At 48.2% G+C, this 17,364-nt stretch carries 17 protein-coding genes; 11 read left to right on the top strand and 6 right to left on the bottom strand.

Going from position 1 to position 17,364, the window contains the following annotated elements; genetic code table 11:
• Window positions 1-87: 87 nt before the first annotated feature.
• Window positions 88-663 (bottom strand): TerD family protein, encoded by a 576-nt coding sequence (locus tag HUX64_RS10100; RefSeq protein WP_174626112.1) that lies wholly within the window; start codon window positions 661-663, stop codon window positions 88-90.
• 88 nt (window positions 664-751) lie between these two features.
• Entirely contained in the window at window positions 752-1,327 is a 576-nt protein-coding gene (locus HUX64_RS10095) for a TerD family protein (RefSeq protein ID WP_174626111.1), read from the bottom strand.
• 427 nt (window positions 1,328-1,754) lie between these two features.
• On the opposite strand from HUX64_RS10095, the gene HUX64_RS10090 reads away from it, so the two are divergent.
• Both HUX64_RS10090 and HUX64_RS10085 read left to right on the top strand, forming a co-directional pair.
• Window positions 1,755-3,233: a NarK family nitrate/nitrite MFS transporter gene (locus tag HUX64_RS10090; RefSeq protein ID WP_174626110.1), complete on the top strand. Its 1,479-nt coding sequence runs from the start codon at window positions 1,755-1,757 to the stop codon at window positions 3,231-3,233.
• A gap of 50 nt (window positions 3,234-3,283) precedes the next feature.
• Window positions 3,284-5,014: a bifunctional protein-serine/threonine kinase/phosphatase gene (locus tag HUX64_RS10085; protein ID WP_174626109.1), complete on the top strand. Its 1,731-nt coding sequence runs from the start codon at window positions 3,284-3,286 to the stop codon at window positions 5,012-5,014.
• Here HUX64_RS10085 and HUX64_RS10080 read toward each other — a convergent pair.
• Window positions 5,003-6,259, bottom strand: coding sequence for an EAL domain-containing protein (locus HUX64_RS10080; protein ID WP_174626108.1), 1,257 nt, complete (start codon window positions 6,257-6,259; stop codon window positions 5,003-5,005). The two genes, HUX64_RS10085 and HUX64_RS10080, sit on opposite strands and share 12 nt — an antisense overlap.
• Window positions 6,260-6,573: 314 nt before the next feature.
• Between HUX64_RS10080 and HUX64_RS10075 the strand changes: the two genes are divergently transcribed.
• The gene (locus tag HUX64_RS10075) at window positions 6,574-8,721 is read left to right on the top strand and encodes an FAD-dependent oxidoreductase (RefSeq protein WP_174626107.1); all 2,148 of its coding nucleotides are present in this window, start codon (window positions 6,574-6,576) and stop codon (window positions 8,719-8,721) included.
• 79 nt (window positions 8,722-8,800) lie between these two features.
• Here the strand turns inward: HUX64_RS10075 and HUX64_RS10070 are convergent, their stop codons facing one another.
• A complete protein-coding gene (locus tag HUX64_RS10070; protein WP_174626106.1) occupies window positions 8,801-9,367 on the bottom strand; it encodes a hypothetical protein in 567 nt (188 codons plus the stop codon).
• A 461-nt stretch (window positions 9,368-9,828) separates the two neighbouring features.
• On the opposite strand from HUX64_RS10070, the gene aceA reads away from it, so the two are divergent.
• The 7 genes from aceA to HUX64_RS10035 all read left to right on the top strand — a co-directional run bounded on the left by aceA (window position 9,829) and on the right by HUX64_RS10035 (window position 15,046).
• Window positions 9,829-11,142 carry an isocitrate lyase gene (aceA, locus tag HUX64_RS10065; protein ID WP_174626105.1) on the top strand — a complete coding sequence of 438 codons (1,314 nt, stop codon included), beginning with the start codon at window positions 9,829-9,831 and terminating at the stop codon, window positions 11,140-11,142.
• Between the two features lie 92 nt (window positions 11,143-11,234).
• Window positions 11,235-11,387 carry a DUF1674 domain-containing protein gene (locus HUX64_RS10060; RefSeq protein WP_246246981.1) on the top strand — a complete coding sequence of 51 codons (153 nt, stop codon included), beginning with the start codon at window positions 11,235-11,237 and terminating at the stop codon, window positions 11,385-11,387.
• 64 nt (window positions 11,388-11,451) lie between these two features.
• Window positions 11,452-11,838 carry a succinate dehydrogenase, cytochrome b556 subunit gene (gene sdhC / locus HUX64_RS10055; RefSeq protein WP_174626103.1) on the top strand — a complete coding sequence of 129 codons (387 nt, stop codon included), beginning with the start codon at window positions 11,452-11,454 and terminating at the stop codon, window positions 11,836-11,838.
• Window positions 11,839-11,847: 9 nt separating this feature from the next.
• Window positions 11,848-12,228 (top strand): succinate dehydrogenase, hydrophobic membrane anchor protein, encoded by a 381-nt coding sequence (sdhD, locus tag HUX64_RS10050; protein WP_174626102.1) that lies wholly within the window; start codon window positions 11,848-11,850, stop codon window positions 12,226-12,228.
• A gap of 3 nt (window positions 12,229-12,231) precedes the next feature.
• Window positions 12,232-14,016, top strand: coding sequence for a succinate dehydrogenase flavoprotein subunit (gene sdhA / locus HUX64_RS10045; protein WP_174626101.1), 1,785 nt, complete (start codon window positions 12,232-12,234; stop codon window positions 14,014-14,016).
• Entirely contained in the window at window positions 14,016-14,801 is a 786-nt protein-coding gene (locus HUX64_RS10040) for a succinate dehydrogenase iron-sulfur subunit (RefSeq protein WP_174626100.1), read from the top strand. The genes sdhA and HUX64_RS10040 overlap by 1 nt, the downstream gene beginning before the upstream one ends.
• Window positions 14,801-15,046, top strand: a complete 246-nt coding sequence (locus HUX64_RS10035) for an FAD assembly factor SdhE (protein WP_174626099.1) — start codon at window positions 14,801-14,803, stop codon at window positions 15,044-15,046. The genes HUX64_RS10040 and HUX64_RS10035 overlap by 1 nt, the downstream gene beginning before the upstream one ends.
• Window positions 15,047-15,061: 15 nt before the next feature.
• Here HUX64_RS10035 and HUX64_RS10030 read toward each other — a convergent pair whose 3' ends face one another.
• Together HUX64_RS10030 and HUX64_RS10025 are read right to left on the bottom strand one after the other, a co-directional pair.
• Entirely contained in the window at window positions 15,062-15,727 is a 666-nt protein-coding gene (locus HUX64_RS10030; RefSeq protein ID WP_174626098.1) for an ABC transporter ATP-binding protein, read from the bottom strand.
• On the bottom strand, window positions 15,724-16,860 hold the full coding sequence (locus HUX64_RS10025) for an efflux RND transporter periplasmic adaptor subunit (protein ID WP_174626097.1): 1,137 nt from the start codon (window positions 16,858-16,860) through the stop codon (window positions 15,724-15,726). Before HUX64_RS10025 ends, HUX64_RS10030 begins: the two co-directional genes overlap by 4 nt.
• Before the next feature lie 168 nt (window positions 16,861-17,028).
• Between HUX64_RS10025 and HUX64_RS10020 the strand changes: the two genes are divergently transcribed.
• Complete coding sequence (locus HUX64_RS10020) at window positions 17,029-17,304, top strand: hypothetical protein (protein ID WP_174626096.1); 276 nt, start codon at window positions 17,029-17,031, stop codon at window positions 17,302-17,304.
• The last annotated feature ends 60 nt before the right edge of the window (window positions 17,305-17,364 follow it).

Raw genomic sequence — 17,364 nt, 5'->3', positions numbered from 1 at the left:
GCCACACCCGCCCTGGCGCGACGCGGAAGTGCGGGTTAAGATTCAGAATATTGAACACTCGAAAGCGGCAAAAGCCTTTTGTCCTGATCAGATGCTGACGCCGAACGAAGCTGCCAAAGGCCCCAGACCGCCGGCAAAACCCTGGCCCACGGCTTTAAATTTCCAGTCTGTGCCGACGCGGTAGATTTCTCCGAAAATCATTGCTGTTTCGATTGAAGCATCTTCGCTGAGGTCATAGCGGGCAATTTCAAGGCCGCCCTCTTCATTGACGACACGGATAAAAGCATGATTGACCTGCCCGAAGTTCTGTTTGCGGGCTTCAGCTTCGTGTATGGTTACGGCAAAAACAACTTTGTCCAGATCAGCAGGAATCCTGGCCAAATCCACTTTGATCATTTCATCGTCGCCCTCGCCCGCTCCTGTCAAGTTGTCGCCGGTATGCTGAACGGCGCCATCGGCTACAGTTTTATTATTGTAGAAACAAAAATCACTGTCCGAGCGGACTTTACCGTCCAGTTTAACCAGGAAGGCGCTGGCGTCCAGATCAAACGCCGCGCCATCGGTTGATCGGGCATCCCATCCTAATCCGACCTGAATTTTTTTCAGCCCCGGCACTTCTTTGCTGAGATTAACGTTGCTGCCTTTAGTAAGTGATACTGCCATAATAGTGTCCTCGTGAGTTGTAGTTTACCAAAAATTATAGATTATTTGCGACCTTAGCCGAACCGTGACTTAAGGCGGCTTTGGCGGCCTAGACATTAATCCCGTATTGCCGGGCTAGGGCCGCCAGGCCTCCCGCATAGCCCTGGCCCACGGCTTTGAATTTCCACTCGCCGCCGTGCCTGTAGATTTCGCCAAAAATCATCGCTGTCTCGATTGAGGCATCTTCACTCAAATCGTAACGTGCGACTTCGTTGTTCGAGTCTTTATTGACAATCCTGACGAAGGCATGCGAGACCTGTCCGAAGTTTTGTTTGCGAGCATCCGCCTCATGAATAGTGACCGTAAAAGCGATGCGCTGAATTTCAGCCGGTATTTTATCGAGCAGGACAATAATGCCTTCATCATCGCCTTCGCCCGCGCCGGTGCGGTTATCGCCGGTGTGCTCGATGGCGCCGCAGAGGGATTTCGTCTGATTGTAGAAGATAAAATCATTGTCTGACCTGGCCTTGCCGTCTTCCTTCAACATAAAAGCGCTGGCATCGAGATCAAAATCGGCGCCGGCAGTGGGCCTTACATCCCACCCCAGTCCGACGATAATATTTTTTAATGTCGGGTCAGTCTTGGATAAATTGACATTGCCGCCTTTACTTAATGAAATACCCATATCAATCTCCTTCAGTAATGTGTGCTTAAGGTATAAAGCCTGACTCCGATCTTGATTCTTAAAAGACAGAACAATAACTAAAAAAACTCATTAATTCAGAACTACGTTCAGATTGCATGATGGTAATAAGTTACATGATAACCGCTATTAACGGGCTTGCATAGATAAGCCCCTGCCTCGAAAAAAACCTGTCTCTCTACGCTAAATTGGAATATCCCTAACAGGCTTACCCACCTTGTCCTGCTCAAATCGCACCAAAATAGGACTATTGCTCCATTTTAGCGCTCCTATTAAGTCGAAACCATGCTCCCGATCCAGCTTCAATCATGCAAGTCCTCGCTTCCAAAGCGTTATTACTATAATTAGTTATTCAGCTCGGCATGCAATATGCTTGACTGGGCATTATAACTTTAATAACGGTATCAATATGTCAGCTCAAACTCTTAAATTGCTTTCCTTCTCGGGCAAAATTAAAATTCTCCATATGACCTGGATAGCGTTCTTTATCAGCTTTGTCGTATGGTTTAACCATGCGCCCTTGATGCTGGTGATTGCACAGACTCTGCATATGAGCGGCTCGCAAATAAAAACCATCCTGATATTAAATGTGGCTCTAACTATTCCGGCTCGCATTGTCATCGGTATTCTGGTTGATAAATTTGGCCCCAAACGCACTTATTCAACGCTATTGGGCGCCGGCAGCATACCCTGCTTCATGTTTGCGTTTGCCACGAGTTTTGAACAGCTGGCATTAGCGCGTTTCCTGTTAGGTTTCATCGGAGCCGGTTTTGTCATCGGCATCCGCATGGTTGGCGAATGGTTTCCTGCCCGGCAAGTAGGAATCGCTGAGGGCATTTACGGCGGCTGGGGCAACTTCGGTTCAGCTGCGGCGGCCGGTATCTTACCTACTCTGGCTTTACTGTATGGCGGTCCTGAAGGGTGGCGCTATGCAATTGCAACAACCGGAGCCATTGCCCTGATTTATTCGGTCATTTATTTTTTCAGTGTTTCAGATACACCGAAAGGCTCGACTTACTTTAAGCCGAAAAAAGCCGGCGCGATGGAAGTTACCAGTAAAGGCGGTTTATTTTTTTATATACTTATGACTATTCCCTTATATGTCACCTTAAGCTTATTAACCTGGAAATTATCTCCGGAAGGCGTCAGTCTGTTCTCCAATTTTGTCGCCACCTGCATTTATATCATTATCTGGATTTTATTCTTATATAACGTATACAAAATTGTCCACGTCAACCGGGAGCACTTAAAACACCCTATTGCCGAGATTCATAAATATAAATTCAAGCAGGTCGCTATCCTGGATCTGGCTTATTTAATTACTTTTGGCTCGGAATTAGCGGTGGTTTCGATGCTACCGTTATTTTTCTTTGAAACATTTGGTAAAACTCAAGGCATTAGCATGGTAGAGGCCGGTTTATTAGGAGGCAGTTTCGCCTTTATTAACCTGTTGGCCCGTCCAATAGGCGGCTGGATTAGCGATAAATTCGGACGTAAATTCTCACTGAGCATTTTTGTTTTAGGCTTATCGGCCGGCTATTTCTGTATGTCGCTTATTGATTCAAAGTGGTCTATTACCCTGGCTGTTCTGCTCACTATGGCTTGCTCTTGCTTTGTCTCGGGGGGCTGTGGCGCCGTATATGCAATAGTTCCATTAATTAAACGCCGAATGACCGGCCAGATTGCCGGCATGGTCGGGGCTTATGGCAATGTTGGGGGGGTATTATTTCTGACCGTATTATCATTTGTTTCAGCTCCTGTTTTTTTTATGATCATAGCGGCAGCAGGATTATGTGTCTTGCTTTCAGTGCAGTTTATTGATGAGCCTAAAGGTCATATGGCGGAGATTCAGGAAGATGGCACAGTTGAAATGATTGAGCTTGGTTAACGCTTTTGACAAACATTCTATCCGCGTCAATGGCCTATTAAAGCTTGCCTGTGGCTAAACCTCAGCTCAAAGTCAGCATTGGTTATGCCAGTGATAAAGGCATCAAGTCTGAAAATGAGGATTTTGTCGGCTCCCTCATCCCCGTAGAACCGCAGCTTAGCTACAAAGGCATAACGGCTGCCATCGCCGACGGCATGAGCGGCTGTGAGGCGGGCAAACAGGCCAGTCAATGCTGTATCGCGAGTTTTCTGAACGATTATTACAGCACGCCGGATTCCTGGTCGGTCAAGCATGCCGGCCAGCAAATCCTTTCCGCGATCAACTCCTGGCTATACAGTCAGGGGCAGATTCGTTATGAATCGGCCAAAGGCATGGTCAGCACGCTCAGTATTATGGTTTTAAAATCAACCACTGCGCATATTTTCCATATAGGCGATTCACGGATTTACCGCTTGCGGAACGGTAACTTTGAACAGATAACCCGCGACCACCGCGTCTGGCTTTCAAACGAGAAAAATTATCTTAACCGCGCCATGGGTATAGAGCCTGCGCTGGAAGTCGACTACAAGGCGCTGCCCTTAATAAAGGGCGATCTGTTTTTAATGACCACTGACGGCATACACGATTTTATTGATGACAAAACCCTGAAAAAACTGCTCGGGAACAATGAAGATTTAACCCTGATTGCCGGCGAAATAGTGCATCAGGCGAGTAGCAATAACAGTAATGACAATCTGACCTGTCAACTGGTCAGAATCGATGAATTGCCCGACGCCAGGGAAGACGAAATTCTTCGCCGCCACATTAATCTGCCCTTCCCGCCGCTCCTGGAGCCAGGCATGCTGCTTGATGGCTACAAGATTCAAGAGGAACTGCACTCCAGCAAGCGCACGCAAATTTATCGGGCGTTTGACACTAAAACCGGCGCCCAGGTTATTTTGAAAACACCGTCCATACTTTATGACGATGATACTCATTACATTGAACATTTTTTGCATGAAGAATGGGCCGGGAAACGAATTAATCATGAAAATGTACTCAAAATTATCGGCACTGACCGGGAAAAAAGCTGCATTTATTATGTTACTGAATTTCTTGAAGGACAAACTCTCAGGCAATGGATGAATGCTCATCCCAAGCCGGATATTAAAACCGTCAGAAAAATAATCGAAGCTTGCGCCAGGGGAGTGCGTGCCATGCATCGCATGGAAATGCTGCATCAGGACTTGAAACCTGAAAACGTCATGTTTGATAAAAACGGCACCGTTAAAATCATCGATTTCGGCTCCGTTAAAATCGCCGGCATCGCCGAGATTGCACCGCTGGATTTCAGCACCGGAGACAATGTGCTCGGGACGTTAAACTACACGGCGCCGGAATACCATCTGGGGCAACGCGGCACGGTTAAGTCCGACCTGTTTTCACTGGCTGTGATTACCTATGAGATGATTAACGGCGCCCTGCCCTTTGGCCGGAATATGCCTGAAAAACCTGATCAAGTTAATATAGCAAAACTTCGCTATGTACCCAGCTTTCATTACAACGCCATGGTTCCGATATGGATTGACGGAGCGTTAAAAAAAGCCACCTCGATAAATCCTCAATCCCGCTATGATCATATATCGGAATTTTTGTATGATCTGTCCACCCCTAATCCCGCGTTCCTGAGCGCCAAGGAGGCCATACCTCTGATCGAACGCAATCCGCTGCTATTCTGGCAAAGCCTGGCGCTAATGCTGTTTTTAAGCAATCTGTTGTTAATCTATTTGTTAGTTAAGTGATGGGTCAAACAGCGGTTCCGGCTTACCGGTAAAGTAGCCCTGTGCATAATCCACCCCGAGTTCTTTCAGTTTTTCCAGCTGCTGGCTATTTTCTACATATTCGGCAATCGTTTTCTTGTTATACAGCCGGGCTGCGGAATTAATAAAACTGACCACCAGTTCAGAATAAGGATCATGAATCAGATTATTGATAAATGACCCGTCAATTTTCATGAAATCGACATTAAATTTCCCGAGATTGGATAAATTACTGGAGCCGATACCGATATCGTCCAGTGACAGCTGACAGCCCAACTGGTCTTTCAGCAAATGCATGAAGGTTATGGCCTGTTGATAATCCTGATCGGCAACCCTCTCGGTGATTTCAAAACAAACCTGCTCCGGGTTTACGCCAAAACGCTTGAATTCATTGGCGACGACATCAAGAAAAGGCGGATAGCGGATGGTGCTGCCGGAAATATTAAGTGAATAAATCACATCCTGATGCTTTTGCTGGTCAATAAAGCGGCAGAACTGATGTACGACATAAAAATCGACCTCACGACTGATATGAAATAGATTCGCGGTTTGCAGAAACCGGCCTTGCGAGTCAATTTCACCCTGCCGGTTTTTATAACGCAGCAATACTTCGGCTTTCTGTTCACTAACTGCATGGTTTATCGAAACTATGGGTTGTGCATACAGCACGAAAGACTTGTTCATTAAACCCTCTCTCAAATCCGGCAACAGCTTGAGCGAATCATAATATTCCTGCAAAACCGGATCGTCGTGCTCAATTAATTTAACGACGCTGTTGCCGGCCTGTCGCGACTGGGAGAGCGCCTCATCAACTGCAGCCAGTATTCGCTCTGGAGTCTTATATTCGGGCGCCAGTGCCGTAACGCCGATAATCAGCTTGGGATAATAAAAGTTGCCGCCAATTGAGAGGCATTGACGGTCAAGCAAACCGGCCAGTTCTTCGGCAAATTCAACGCTGTCCCTGACCGGCAATTCAAGGATAATACCCAATCGATTACTGCCCAGTTTACCCATCAAGGCATGAGGCATACTTTTTACCTTACTGAAAATCAATGCCTGAATTACGGCAATAAGTTCAGTTTCCGCTGCCGTTCCCTGCAACAGGCTAGCCATCTGAAGCGCATGATTGATGCCCGTATAGATCAGTGTGTACTTGTGCTGAGTGTTATTCTCCTGAAATATATGTCTGATAGCTTCGATAAATAAATGTCTTGTTAACAACTTCATCGGGCAGCCTGTAAGTTTTTTATATTCAATCAGTTAACCGCCAATATAAGTTAACATAGGGTTACCTATCTGCCTCTCAATACATATTTTTATTTTTGATCGCATTTAAGTCTCTTGCATACTCCGATTTAAATTTTCAGTCATTAATTTATGGGTATCAGGATTACAATCAGGATAATTTCGTTAAGATTAAAATCCCGATAACACACGAGGTATGCAAGCCTTTTTCCTTTGCCTGGATTATACAATAAAGGAACGGTAAGATATTAGCGCCTTTTGCGGTCTGTCAACATTAAATTCAAGGATTAAAAACAATGTCTAAATCACGCATCCGATTGTTGATAATTATCGCGGTTCTAATCGGCCTTTTCTTTTATTTTGATTTGCCGCACGTTTTAACTCTGGAAAATTTGAAATCCCGGCAGGAAACCATCACCGCTTATCGTAATGCCCACCCGGTGCTGGCAACTGTTCTGTATGCCGGGATTTATATTGCTGTGACAGGCCTGTCCCTGCCCGGTGCAGCTATCCTGACATTAGCCGGCGGAGCGGTATTCGGGTTGCTGTGGGGTACCTTTATCGTGTCGTTTGCATCCAGCATCGGCGCAACGCTGGCATTTTTGGCAGCGCGCTTCCTGTTTCGCGATAGCGTTAAGAATAAATTCGGCGAACGGTTTAAGGCAATCGATGCAGGCATGGAGCGCGATGGCGCTTTTTATCTATTCACTTTGCGCTTAGTGCCGCTGTTTCCTTTTTTTGTAATTAATCTGGTCCTGGGATTAACCTCAATAAAGACGCTGACTTTCTATTGGATCAGCCAACTGGGCATGCTGCCGGGAACTCTGGTTTATGTGAATGCCGGTACGCAATTGGCTAAAATCGAATCGCTGTCCGGAATTTTGTCTCCGGCATTATTAGGCTCCTTTGCTTTATTGGGCCTGTTTCCGCTTGTAGCCCGGAAAATCGTAGCCACTGTCAAAGCGGCTAAAGTCTATGAAAAATGGCCTAAACCGCAAAAGTTTGATGCGAATCTGGTGGTCATCGGCGCCGGTTCAGGCGGCCTGGTGGCTTCATACATTGCCGCCGCCGTTAAAGCAAAAGTCATATTGATTGAAAAAAACAAAATGGGCGGCGAGTGCCTGAATACCGGTTGCGTCCCCTCAAAAGCCCTTATCCGCTCAACCCGCTTATTAACGGATACCGCTCGCTCAGCTGAATTTGGCATCAAAAGCATTCAGGCGGAGTTTGACTTCGCAGACATTATGGAACGTGTGCAAAAAGTAATTAAGACGGTTGCCCCGCATGATTCGAAAGAGCGTTACACCCAACTTGGCGTTGAAGTTATTGAAGGCGCGGCCAGGATTATTTCACCCTGGCAAGTAGAAGTGACAACGGCTGGCGGCAAGCAGACGATAACCACTCGGGCTATCGTGATAGCGGCGGGCTCCCGGCCATTAGTGCCACCCATTCCAGGGCTTGAAAATATTGACTATCTGACCTCGGATACTATCTGGGCTCTGCGCAATAAACCCGGACGCATGATAATTCTGGGGGGCGGACCCATTGGCTGTGAATTAGCCCAGGCTTTTGCCAGATTAGGCGTGCAGATTACGCAAATCGAAATGGCCGCACGGCTGTTAATGCGTGAAGATGAAGAAATATCAGACAGGGTGGCTGAAAAGTTTCGTAAGGACGGTATTAATGTCCTGCTGGAACATACCGCCAAACAATTCATCAGCGAAAACGGCGAGAAAATCCTGATTGCCGAACATCAGGGAAAAGTGCTGCGTATTCCGTTTGATCAGGTTTTATTGGCCATCGGCCGCATGGCAAATACTACAGGTTACGGTCTTGAAGATATTGGCGTGGAACTGTCGCCGAAACACACTATTCAGGTTGATGAATTTCAGGCTACCAATTATCCCAATATTTTTGCCTGCGGGGATGTGGCAGGCCCTTATCAGTTTACCCATACGGCCGCGCATCAAGCCTGGTATGCAGCGGTTAACGCGCTGTTCGGCGGTGTTAAGAAATTTCATACCGACTACTCGGTTATTCCGTGGGCAACTTTTACTGATCCTGAAATCGCCCGCGTGGGACTTAATGAGCAAGATGCCAAAGAACAACGCATTGCTTATGAAGTCAGTACTTACAATTTAGCTGATCTGGATCGGGCCATTACCGATGGCGAGACTCAGGGTTTTGTAAAAGTGCTGACCGTACCCGGCAAAGATAAAATCCTGGGCGTAACCAGTGTGGGCGAACATGCGGGCGACTTGATGGCAGAATTTGTACTGGCAATGAAACATAACATTGGCTTGAATAAAGTGCTTGGCGCCATTCATATCTATCCCACATTCGCTGAGGCGAATAAGTATGTTGCCGGAATCTGGAAACGAAACCATCAGCCCGAACTGTTATTGCGGTGTGCGGCGCGCTTCCATGCCTGGCGGCGGGGCTAATTATTGAGTCTTTTTTAAAAAAACGTCTGGAGACATTAATCGATCTGCAATCAGGCATCGGCCTGGAGCTGTTGGCCGATTATTTAGCGGGGCATAATGTGCCAGTAAAAGATGTTGGCCCGGCAATTGCATTGCCTGAAATATCTATATATCCCTGGGCATCCTTAAAGATTTTGCTGCCTGCAATCATTGTCAACCGTTCCGTTGTCATAAAAACCGGCGAGCTGATTGAATCATTAGTATATAGGGTACCCAATTCCTTGATTTTACCGTCAATCGCATCAACTGCATTAATGTTAATAACGCTTGCCGCTGTAAGCGCTTCAAGCAGGTTAAAATTATTTTCAGTTAATCCGGAAAACACTGTTCCATTGATGGTTGCCGTAGTGCCTAATTGGCCAACGAATGTTCCTGAATAACAGTAGGGAGGAAACAGAATAGGCAAAGGAGAAGGACTTGCCAAAGTCAGGAAAGTTAAATCAGGAAAATATTTTTTTTGGGCGGTGTAGACCGTACAACTATCATCCGGGAGAAGCTGTTGAAGAGTGCCGCTGACCGGCTGGCATGAGACTGAGGAATCGGCTGCAAGACTGTTGCTAAACTGCAGGGATAATACAATGGCTGAAAAAACAGGGGTAAATTTCATAGGCATTTTTTCTGAGTAAAGGTGGTATAAACATTGGATTTCTGAAACCATCCTTACAAAATTCAGGTTGGGCTAAAGAGTTTCCAGTTTTTTGAATGGGGATTATAGCGCTCCAATCTGAAGCCTGGCTTAAAAATAATAAGCCAACATCCCTTGCAGGATGAAGTCATTGACTGGAATGATGAATTCTACCTTCGCCGGCTGCATGCGGTCCCGGCCTTTGGATTGGAGTCTGTAAGCGGCCAGGCAATTGGATTAATAATCATTTAAAATAAGCGTGAAATTCCAGGTTAATCCCTTGAATTTGTCCTCATAAATGAGCAGGTCTATGCTGATATAGGTTAATCCGTGAAGGTTAATAATATTGTCAGATAACAATTAACTTGATAACTTAACTGCCAATTGACTTTATAATACGTTTTATATTTTTCAAGCGAAATCAAAATTTAAACGGGTATAACATGGCAAATTACAAGCGCACTGAAGAAATTGCTCGAATTAACAAGGATTGGGCTGAAAATCCACGCTGGAAAGGAGTAAAGCGCTCCTTTAAGGCGGAAGATGTCGTCCGTTTACGCGGCTCGCTTAAAATAGACTATACCTTGGCCACGCTGGGTGCGGAAAAATTGTGGAATTTGGTTAATGGCGACTCGAAAAAAGGCTATGTCAATGCTTTAGGAACTCTGACCGGCGGTCAAGCCATCCAGCAGGCTAAAGCCGGCATGGAAGCCATTTATCTGTCCGGCTGGCAGGTCGCGGCGGATAATAACACCCAAGCGACCATGTATCCGGATCAGTCGCTTTATCCGGTTAATTCGGTGCCCGCCGTTGTTGAACGCATTAACAACTCATTCAAACGCGCTGATGAAATTCAGTGGAGCAAAGGCCTTAATCCCGACGATGCAGCCTATACTGACTATTTTCTGCCGATTGTGGCCGATGCTGAAGCCGGCTTCGGCGGCGTGCTGAACGCTTTCGAACTGATGAAGGCCATGATCAATGCCGGAGCAGCCGGAGTGCATTGGGAAGATCAATTAGCTTCTGTTAAAAAATGCGGACACATGGGCGGTAAAGTGCTGGTGCCTACCTGCGATGCGATTCAAAAACTGACGGCTGCCCGCTTGGCCGCAGATGTAGCCGGGGTTGCCACGGTAATTTTGGCGCGTACCGATGCGAACGCAGCTGATTTGTTGACGGCTGATATTGACCCTAACGATCAGCCTTTTTTAACCGGCCAGCGAACGACCGAAGGCTTCTACCGTGTTAAACCGGGCATAGAGCAGGCGATTTCCCGCGGCCTGGCTTATGCGCCCTACGCTGATATGCTGTGGTGCGAAACAGCAGCGCCTTCGCTGGAAGAAGCCCGAAAGTTCGCTGACGCCATTCATGATAAATATCCGGATCAATTGTTGGCTTACAACTGCTCGCCGTCTTTCAACTGGAAGAAAAATCTCGATGATGCAACCATAGCAAAATTTCAGAACGAACTGGGCGCGATGGGCTACAAATTTCAGTTCATTACCCTGGCCGGTATCCACAACATGTGGTACAACATGTTTCAACTGGCCCACCGCTATGCCCAGGGCGAGGGCATGCGCCACTATGTGGAAATGGTTCAGGAACCTGAATTTGCGGCGGCGGCAAAGGGCTATACATTTGTTGCTCACCAGCAGGAAGTGGGCACCGGCTATTTTGATGATGTAACTACTGTTATTCAGGGCGGAGACTCTTCAGTGACTGCGCTGGCCGGCTCTACGGAAGAAGATCAGTTCTAGGCATGGTCGGCAGGCTTCTCGAGCCTTATGTTATGAAGCAGCCGTTTTTCACATTTTTCTAGGATCAAACATCAATGCAAAAAGAGAATATCATGGGAAATACAGCTAAGCCGCCCGAACCCGAACAACCAATTTCCGATCCGGCCGATAAAGCCCAAACCGTCGAAGAGATTGGCGGCATAAAAGGGCCTGAGCCGACCCGCTATGGTGATTGGGAAAAAAACGGGCGTTGTATTGACTTTTGATTTACAGACGGCGCATCAATGAAATATTCCAGATACTTAATTTAACTGAAGACAAGGAAACACTATGGCAACTAATACAGACAGACCCATTTCCCCGCATCTTCAAAATTATAAACTGCCTTTAACCGGCACCCTGTCCATTTGCCACCGCATAACCGGAGTGATGCTTTCGGTGGGCCTGATCTTTTTTGTCTGCATGGTTTCGGCGGTTGCCGAGGGCGCGGATGCCTATGCCGGCATGCAGACTTTAATGAGCGCATGGCCAATAAAATTAATATACTGGGCATTTATTTACGCGCTTTTTTTCCATTTGTGCCATGGCGTTCGTCACTTGATATGGGATACAGGCCAGGGTTTTGCACGCGAGACCATGAATCAATATGCCATCTATGAGCTCGTAGCCTCTCTGGCGCTTACTGTGGCTGCTTTTATATTTGTTTATTCAAGTTAAGGAGAGTTTATGGATTATCGATCGCCTATAGGCAAAGCGCTGGGATTAGGTTCAGCGAAAGCCGGCACTTCCCACTGGTGGATGCAGCGCATCACGGCGGTAGCCTTGATTCCTTTATCCTTCTGGGTGATAAAATTTTTTGCTCTGACTTTAAATGCGCCCTATCAGCAAACGATAGCCTGGCTAATATCGCCTGTTAATACATTAGCTATAGTGGCCTGGGTGCTGGCTGTTTTTTATCATTCCGCTCTGGGTCTTCAGGTTGTCATTGAGGACTATGTGGCAGCGGAAGGCGCTAAAATTATTTCAATCTGGGCGGTAAATCTGGTTTTTCTGTTTTTGGCGCTTGCCGCGTTGATTGCTGTGTTTCGCATAATCCTGATAGGTTAATTCATGTCGACAGCTTATAAAATAATTGAACACGCCTACGATGTGGTTGTTGTCGGCGCAGGCGGCGCCGGGCTTCGCGCCACATTCGGCATGGCGGAAAAAGGCTTGAAAACCGCCTGCATTACCAAAGTATTTCCAACCCGCAGCCATACCGTTGCCGCGCAAGGCGGCATTAGCGCGGCATTGGGTAATATGGGCGAAGATGACTGGCGTTTTCATATGTATGACACAGTCAAAGGCTCGGACTGGCTAGGTGATCAGGACGCCATAGAATATATGTGCCGTGAAGCCATGGCGGCGGTCATTGAACTGGAGCATTACGGCGTGCCGTTTTCCAGGACGCCTGAAGGCAAGATTTATCAACGTGCTTTCGGCGGCATGACCACTGATTTCGGCAAAGGTTCTGCGCTGCGAACCTGCGCTGCCGCGGACAAGACCGGTCATGCTATTTTGCACACCTTGTACCAGCAGGCGTTAAAGCACAAGGCTGAATTTTTCGTCGAATACATCGTCCTGGATCTGATTATGGAAGGCGACGAATGCCGCGGCGTTCTGGCCTGGAGTCTTGATGACGGCACCCTGCATTTATTCAAGTCCCATATGAGCGTTCTGGCGACTGGCGGTTACGGGCGCATTTATTTTTCCTGCACCTCGGCTCATACGGTTACCGGCGACGGCAATGCCATGGTGCTGCGCGCCGGTCTGCCGCTGCAGGATATGGAATTCGTCCAGTTTCACCCGACCGGCATTTACGGTTCCGGCTGCCTGATTACTGAGGGCGTGCGCGGGGAAGGCGGCTATCTGACCAACTCCGAAGGTGAACGCTTTATGGAACGCTATGCGCCGTCAGCTAAGGATCTGGCGTCCAGGGACGTAGTCAGCCGGGCCATGACTATCGAGATCAGCGAAGGCCGCGGCGTAGGCAAGCTGAAAGATCATATGTATCTGCATATTGAACATCTTGATCCGGCCATTATCCATGAGCGCCTGCCGGGCATCGAGGAAACTTCGCGGATTTTTGCCGGCGTCGATATCACCAAAGAGCCGATTCCGGTTTTGCCTACCGCGCATTACAACATGGGCGGCATACCCACCAATCATAAAGCGGAAATCGTGACGCTGTTCGGCGATAATCCCGATCACGTCGTGCCGGGTTTGATGGCTATCGGCGAGGCCGCTTGCGTATCGGTGCACGGCGCTAACAGGCTGGGATCCAACTCGTTGCTGGATATTGTGGTATTCGGCCGTGCCGCGGCTATTCGCTGCGCCGAGCTCATCAAGCCCGGAACGGCGCATAAACCGCTTGGACGTAATGCCTGCGATAAAGCCCTAGCCCGTTTTGATAAAATCCGCCACGCCAACGGCAGCCGCAGCACTGCCAGCATTCGTCTTGATATGCAGAAAGTCATGCAAGCCAAAGCCACTGTTTTCAGAACCGGCTCAACACTGGATGAAGGCATTAAAGCCATGCAGGAAGTCAGAAAATCATTTTCTGACGTCAAAGTCTCTGATACCTCCCTGATCTGGAATACAGATCTGGTCGAAACACTGGAGCTGGATAATCTGCTGGCCCAGGCGCTGGTAACTATCTCCGCCGCCGGCAATCGCACCGAAAGCCGCGGCGGCCACGCGCGCGAAGACTACCCCAAGCGCGATGATGAAAACTGGCTGAAGCATACCTTAACCTGGTTAATTGATAATAATGTAGGTTTCAATTACCGGCCAGTTCACCTATTTACCTTAACTGACGAAGTCGACCCTATTCCACCCAAAGAGAGGATTTACTGATGGCTGAGTTCACCTTGCCGAAAAATTCGCTGGTAACCGAAGGCAAAACATTCAAAGCGCCGGCAGGCGCAACCAACATCCGCCGTTTTGAAGTCTACCGATGGGATCCTGATTCAGGCAAAAATCCGCGCCTTGATATCTATGAACTGGATATGGATAGCTGCGGTCCCATGGTGCTGGATGCACTTTTCAAAATTAAAAATGAAATTGACAGCACCTTAACATTCCGTCGCTCCTGCCGGGAAGGCGTCTGCGGTTCGTGCGCAATGACCATCAATGGCAGAAACACCCTGGCCTGTACCAAAGCCATTAATGACTATACCGATACTGTCAGGATTTACCCTTTACCGCATATGCAGGTCATTAAGGACCTGGTGCCTGATTTGAGCCATTTCTTTGCTCAATACGCGTCTATCAAGCCCTGGATTGAAACCCTGACTCCGCCGCCGGCGGATTCAGAACGCCTGCAAAGCAGAGAGGATCGCGCGAAGCTGGACGGTTTGTATGATTGCATAATGTGCGCCTGCTGTTCGACCAGTTGCCCGAGCTACTGGTGGAACAGCGAGCGTTATCTGGGCCCCGCCGTTTTGCTGCAGGCTTATCGCTGGCTGGTTGACAGCCGTGATGAAAATACCGGCGCCAGACTGGACGAACTCGAAGACCCGTTTAAATTATACCGTTGCCATACCATTATGAACTGCACGGATACCTGCCCCAAAGGCTTGAACCCCGCCAAAGCCATTGCGGAAACCAAAAAACTGCTACTGCAAAGGCAACAAGGCTGATGGATAAACTGTCCAGGTTACGGTGGCAATGCAGGCGCGGCTTGCTGGAGCTGGACCTGATGCTTGAGAAATATCTGGCAAGCGCTTATTTGACAGCGAATGATGAAGAAAAAGCCCGCTTTGCTGAACTGCTGAAGCTGGATGACGCGGAACTGCTGGCGCTTTTAATGGCTGAGGGAAAGCTGGAGCCGCAAAAAAAAATCGCCATCGGCGTTAATCGAATAACAGATAAAATACGGCTTTAGACTTATTTCTGAAAACTATAAAGGCAGTAGCTGCCCGTCAACAATGCGAATTTTTCGCTGGGCCTTGGCGCCTAAGGTCTGGTCATGGGTAATGATCATTAATGTTACGCCCTGCCGATTGAGGCTTTCGAGCAATTCTATGATTTCAATGCCGGATTTGCTGTCCAGGTTGCCGGTAGGCTCGTCCGCCAGTAATATTTCCGGCCGCATGATCATGGCCCTGGCAATAGCCACGCGCTGCAGCTGGCCGCCGGAAAGCTGATCCGGCTTATGATCGGAGCGATCCTGCAGATTGACTTCCGCAAGCGCCCTCGCCACGCGCTGTTTGCGCTCTTTCACGGCAATGCCCGCCAGAATCATCGGCATTTCAATATTTTCAGCGGCCGACAAGCGCGGGATTAAATGGAAAAACTGGAATACGAAGCCGATATTTTCGCGGCGGATTTTGGCCAGTTCATCGTCGCTTCGCTGCGTGACATCCTGGTCATTTAAAAGATAGCGGCCCGAGGACGGCTGATCAAGTAAGGCAATGACATTTAATAAAGTCGATTTGCCGGAGCCGGACGGGCCCATTACTGAATAATATTCGCCTTTTGCTATGAATAAATTAATGTCATTCAAGGCATGAACGGTTTGATCCCCCACTTTAAAATAGCGGTGTATATGCTCCAGCCGGATCATTGCTGCACGCGGGCGTAAGCTCCGGCCGCGACGCCCTCCTTTCCTACTGACATGACCACTTTATCGCCGGCTTCCAGGCCTGATAAAACTTCTATATAGTTCCAGTTGGCCAGGCCCGGTTTGAAGGTGCGCTCTTCCAGCAAGCCATCCCCTCTCATCAAAAGCACCCGGTTATTTTCCAGCACCGCCTCGGCAGGAATCCTGAGGGCTTCGGGCTTGCTGGCTATCAAGACCTCAATATCAGCGCTGTAGCCGGGCAATAAACCGTGAAGATCTTGCGGGTCGGTTAGCTTGACTTCAACCTCTACCGTGCGTGCCTGTTTTTCTTTTTCCAGCACATACGGCGCAATACGGCTTACCGTTCCGGAACAGCGTTTTTCAGAAAACGCATCCAGCGATACGCAAGCGCTCATGCCGGTCTTTATCTGCGGCGCATCCACTTCATCAATCGGCGCCGATACATATAGACAACTGACGTCCAGTAAGTCTATCGGCGGCAAGGTGGGGATGCCGGGCGGCGAAGGCGTCACAAATTCCCCCACTTCGGCATTGATTTCGGCAACGGTGCCGTCAAAAGGCGCCATAACCAGGCTGCGTTCAACCGCGGCCTGCGCCACGTCGCGGTTGGCCCGGGTCACAGCCACTGCTTCAAAAGCCGCATGACATGCCGCCCGCTTGGCTCTGGCTTCCGTCTCTTTAATATCGACCTGTTCTTCAGAAACAATATGATTGCCTTTCTGCAGGATAGCAAGACGCCTTGCCTCGCGCTCGGCGCCGCCGGCAAGCTGGCAGCTCTGCTCGGCCGAAGCCTGATTAGCCTTGATCTGGGCTTCCTGTAAATTAACCTGGGCTTTCAAGTCTTTATTCCAGACTTCCAGCAATACCTGATGTTGTTTGACGCTGTCTCCTTCCCTGACATGAAGATAGGCTACCTGTCCGCCGGCGGCAGGCGCAAGATAGGAGCGGCGGCAGGCTTTAACCGTTCCTACACGGGTATTGGATACCGTCGCTTTTACCTCGCCTTTTTCAATTGCCTGCACCTCAACATCAACAAGTTTCGGTTTTTTATTTAAAAAATAAATCGCGGCAATCAATGCCAGGCCAAAGATAACAATCAGTTTTTTTTTGCTCATTGCGGTCCTGTCGGGAATAATTGCCAGGGTTTTTATCTTAAAAAAGTTTCAGTAGTTTAAAGCATATCGTTAAGCTGAAAGAATTACTTTGCTATGATCATTCACTAATCATCCTAATAGCCTTTATTACAGCTTAAACCCTGCAATCAGCCTAGCGGAGTTAGTTTTTTGGCATTAGGAAAAATCCCATGCAATTTCGAAATGACAGTGATAAAGGAATACAAAAAGTTCAAATACTGGATGCTGGAAGAAGCGATAAACTCGCACAAGTGGCAAAAAGACCGCCTTGGCCGCAGGGTACGTTTTGAAGAACTGCATGAGCAGAAAAATCATCGCCGCCCTGAGCCAAAGCCACCGGCTTATGCAAACAATGGATTCGATATGGCACTCCTGAGCTTCTGCCGGCCCCTAAGCCGGGTTGCGTATAGCGCAGGGCGACAATGAGCAATTCCGAACACAAGGATTAAAAAAAGCTCAACAAGATGGTTTCATTCACCCAACCAG

This window comes from Candidatus Methylobacter favarea (genome assembly GCF_902806695.1).
GTDB classification, from domain to species: Bacteria; Pseudomonadota; Gammaproteobacteria; order Methylococcales; family Methylomonadaceae; genus Methylobacter_B; species Methylobacter_B favarea.
The sequence above is the reverse complement of the archived record's forward strand: the minus strand, read 5'-3'. Positions and strand labels throughout refer to the sequence as shown.

What these genes read in the sequence shown, in the direction of transcription:
- HUX64_RS10100 (WP_174626112.1), bottom strand. Translation starts at nt 663, where the DNA reads ATGGCAGTATCACTTACTAAAGGCAGCAACGTTAATCTCAGCAAAGAA.
- HUX64_RS10095 (WP_174626111.1), bottom strand. Translation starts at nt 1,327, where the DNA reads ATGGGTATTTCATTAAGTAAAGGCGGCAATGTCAATTTATCCAAGACT.
- HUX64_RS10090 (WP_174626110.1), top strand. Translation starts at nt 1,755, where the DNA reads ATGTCAGCTCAAACTCTTAAATTGCTTTCCTTCTCGGGCAAAATTAAA.
- HUX64_RS10080 (WP_174626108.1), bottom strand. Translation starts at nt 6,259, where the DNA reads ATGAAGTTGTTAACAAGACATTTATTTATCGAAGCTATCAGACATATA.
- HUX64_RS10075 (WP_174626107.1), top strand. Translation starts at nt 6,574, where the DNA reads ATGTCTAAATCACGCATCCGATTGTTGATAATTATCGCGGTTCTAATC.
- HUX64_RS10070 (WP_174626106.1), bottom strand. Translation starts at nt 9,367, where the DNA reads ATGAAATTTACCCCTGTTTTTTCAGCCATTGTATTATCCCTGCAGTTT.
- aceA (WP_174626105.1), top strand. Translation starts at nt 9,829, where the DNA reads ATGGCAAATTACAAGCGCACTGAAGAAATTGCTCGAATTAACAAGGAT.
- HUX64_RS10060 (WP_246246981.1), top strand. Translation starts at nt 11,235, where the DNA reads ATGGGAAATACAGCTAAGCCGCCCGAACCCGAACAACCAATTTCCGAT.
- sdhC (WP_174626103.1), top strand. Translation starts at nt 11,452, where the DNA reads ATGGCAACTAATACAGACAGACCCATTTCCCCGCATCTTCAAAATTAT.
- sdhD (WP_174626102.1), top strand. Translation starts at nt 11,848, where the DNA reads ATGGATTATCGATCGCCTATAGGCAAAGCGCTGGGATTAGGTTCAGCG.
- sdhA (WP_174626101.1), top strand. Translation starts at nt 12,232, where the DNA reads ATGTCGACAGCTTATAAAATAATTGAACACGCCTACGATGTGGTTGTT.
- HUX64_RS10040 (WP_174626100.1), top strand. Translation starts at nt 14,016, where the DNA reads ATGGCTGAGTTCACCTTGCCGAAAAATTCGCTGGTAACCGAAGGCAAA.
- HUX64_RS10035 (WP_174626099.1), top strand. Translation starts at nt 14,801, where the DNA reads ATGGATAAACTGTCCAGGTTACGGTGGCAATGCAGGCGCGGCTTGCTG.
- HUX64_RS10030 (WP_174626098.1), bottom strand. Translation starts at nt 15,727, where the DNA reads ATGATCCGGCTGGAGCATATACACCGCTATTTTAAAGTGGGGGATCAA.
- HUX64_RS10025 (WP_174626097.1), bottom strand. Translation starts at nt 16,860, where the DNA reads ATGAGCAAAAAAAAACTGATTGTTATCTTTGGCCTGGCATTGATTGCC.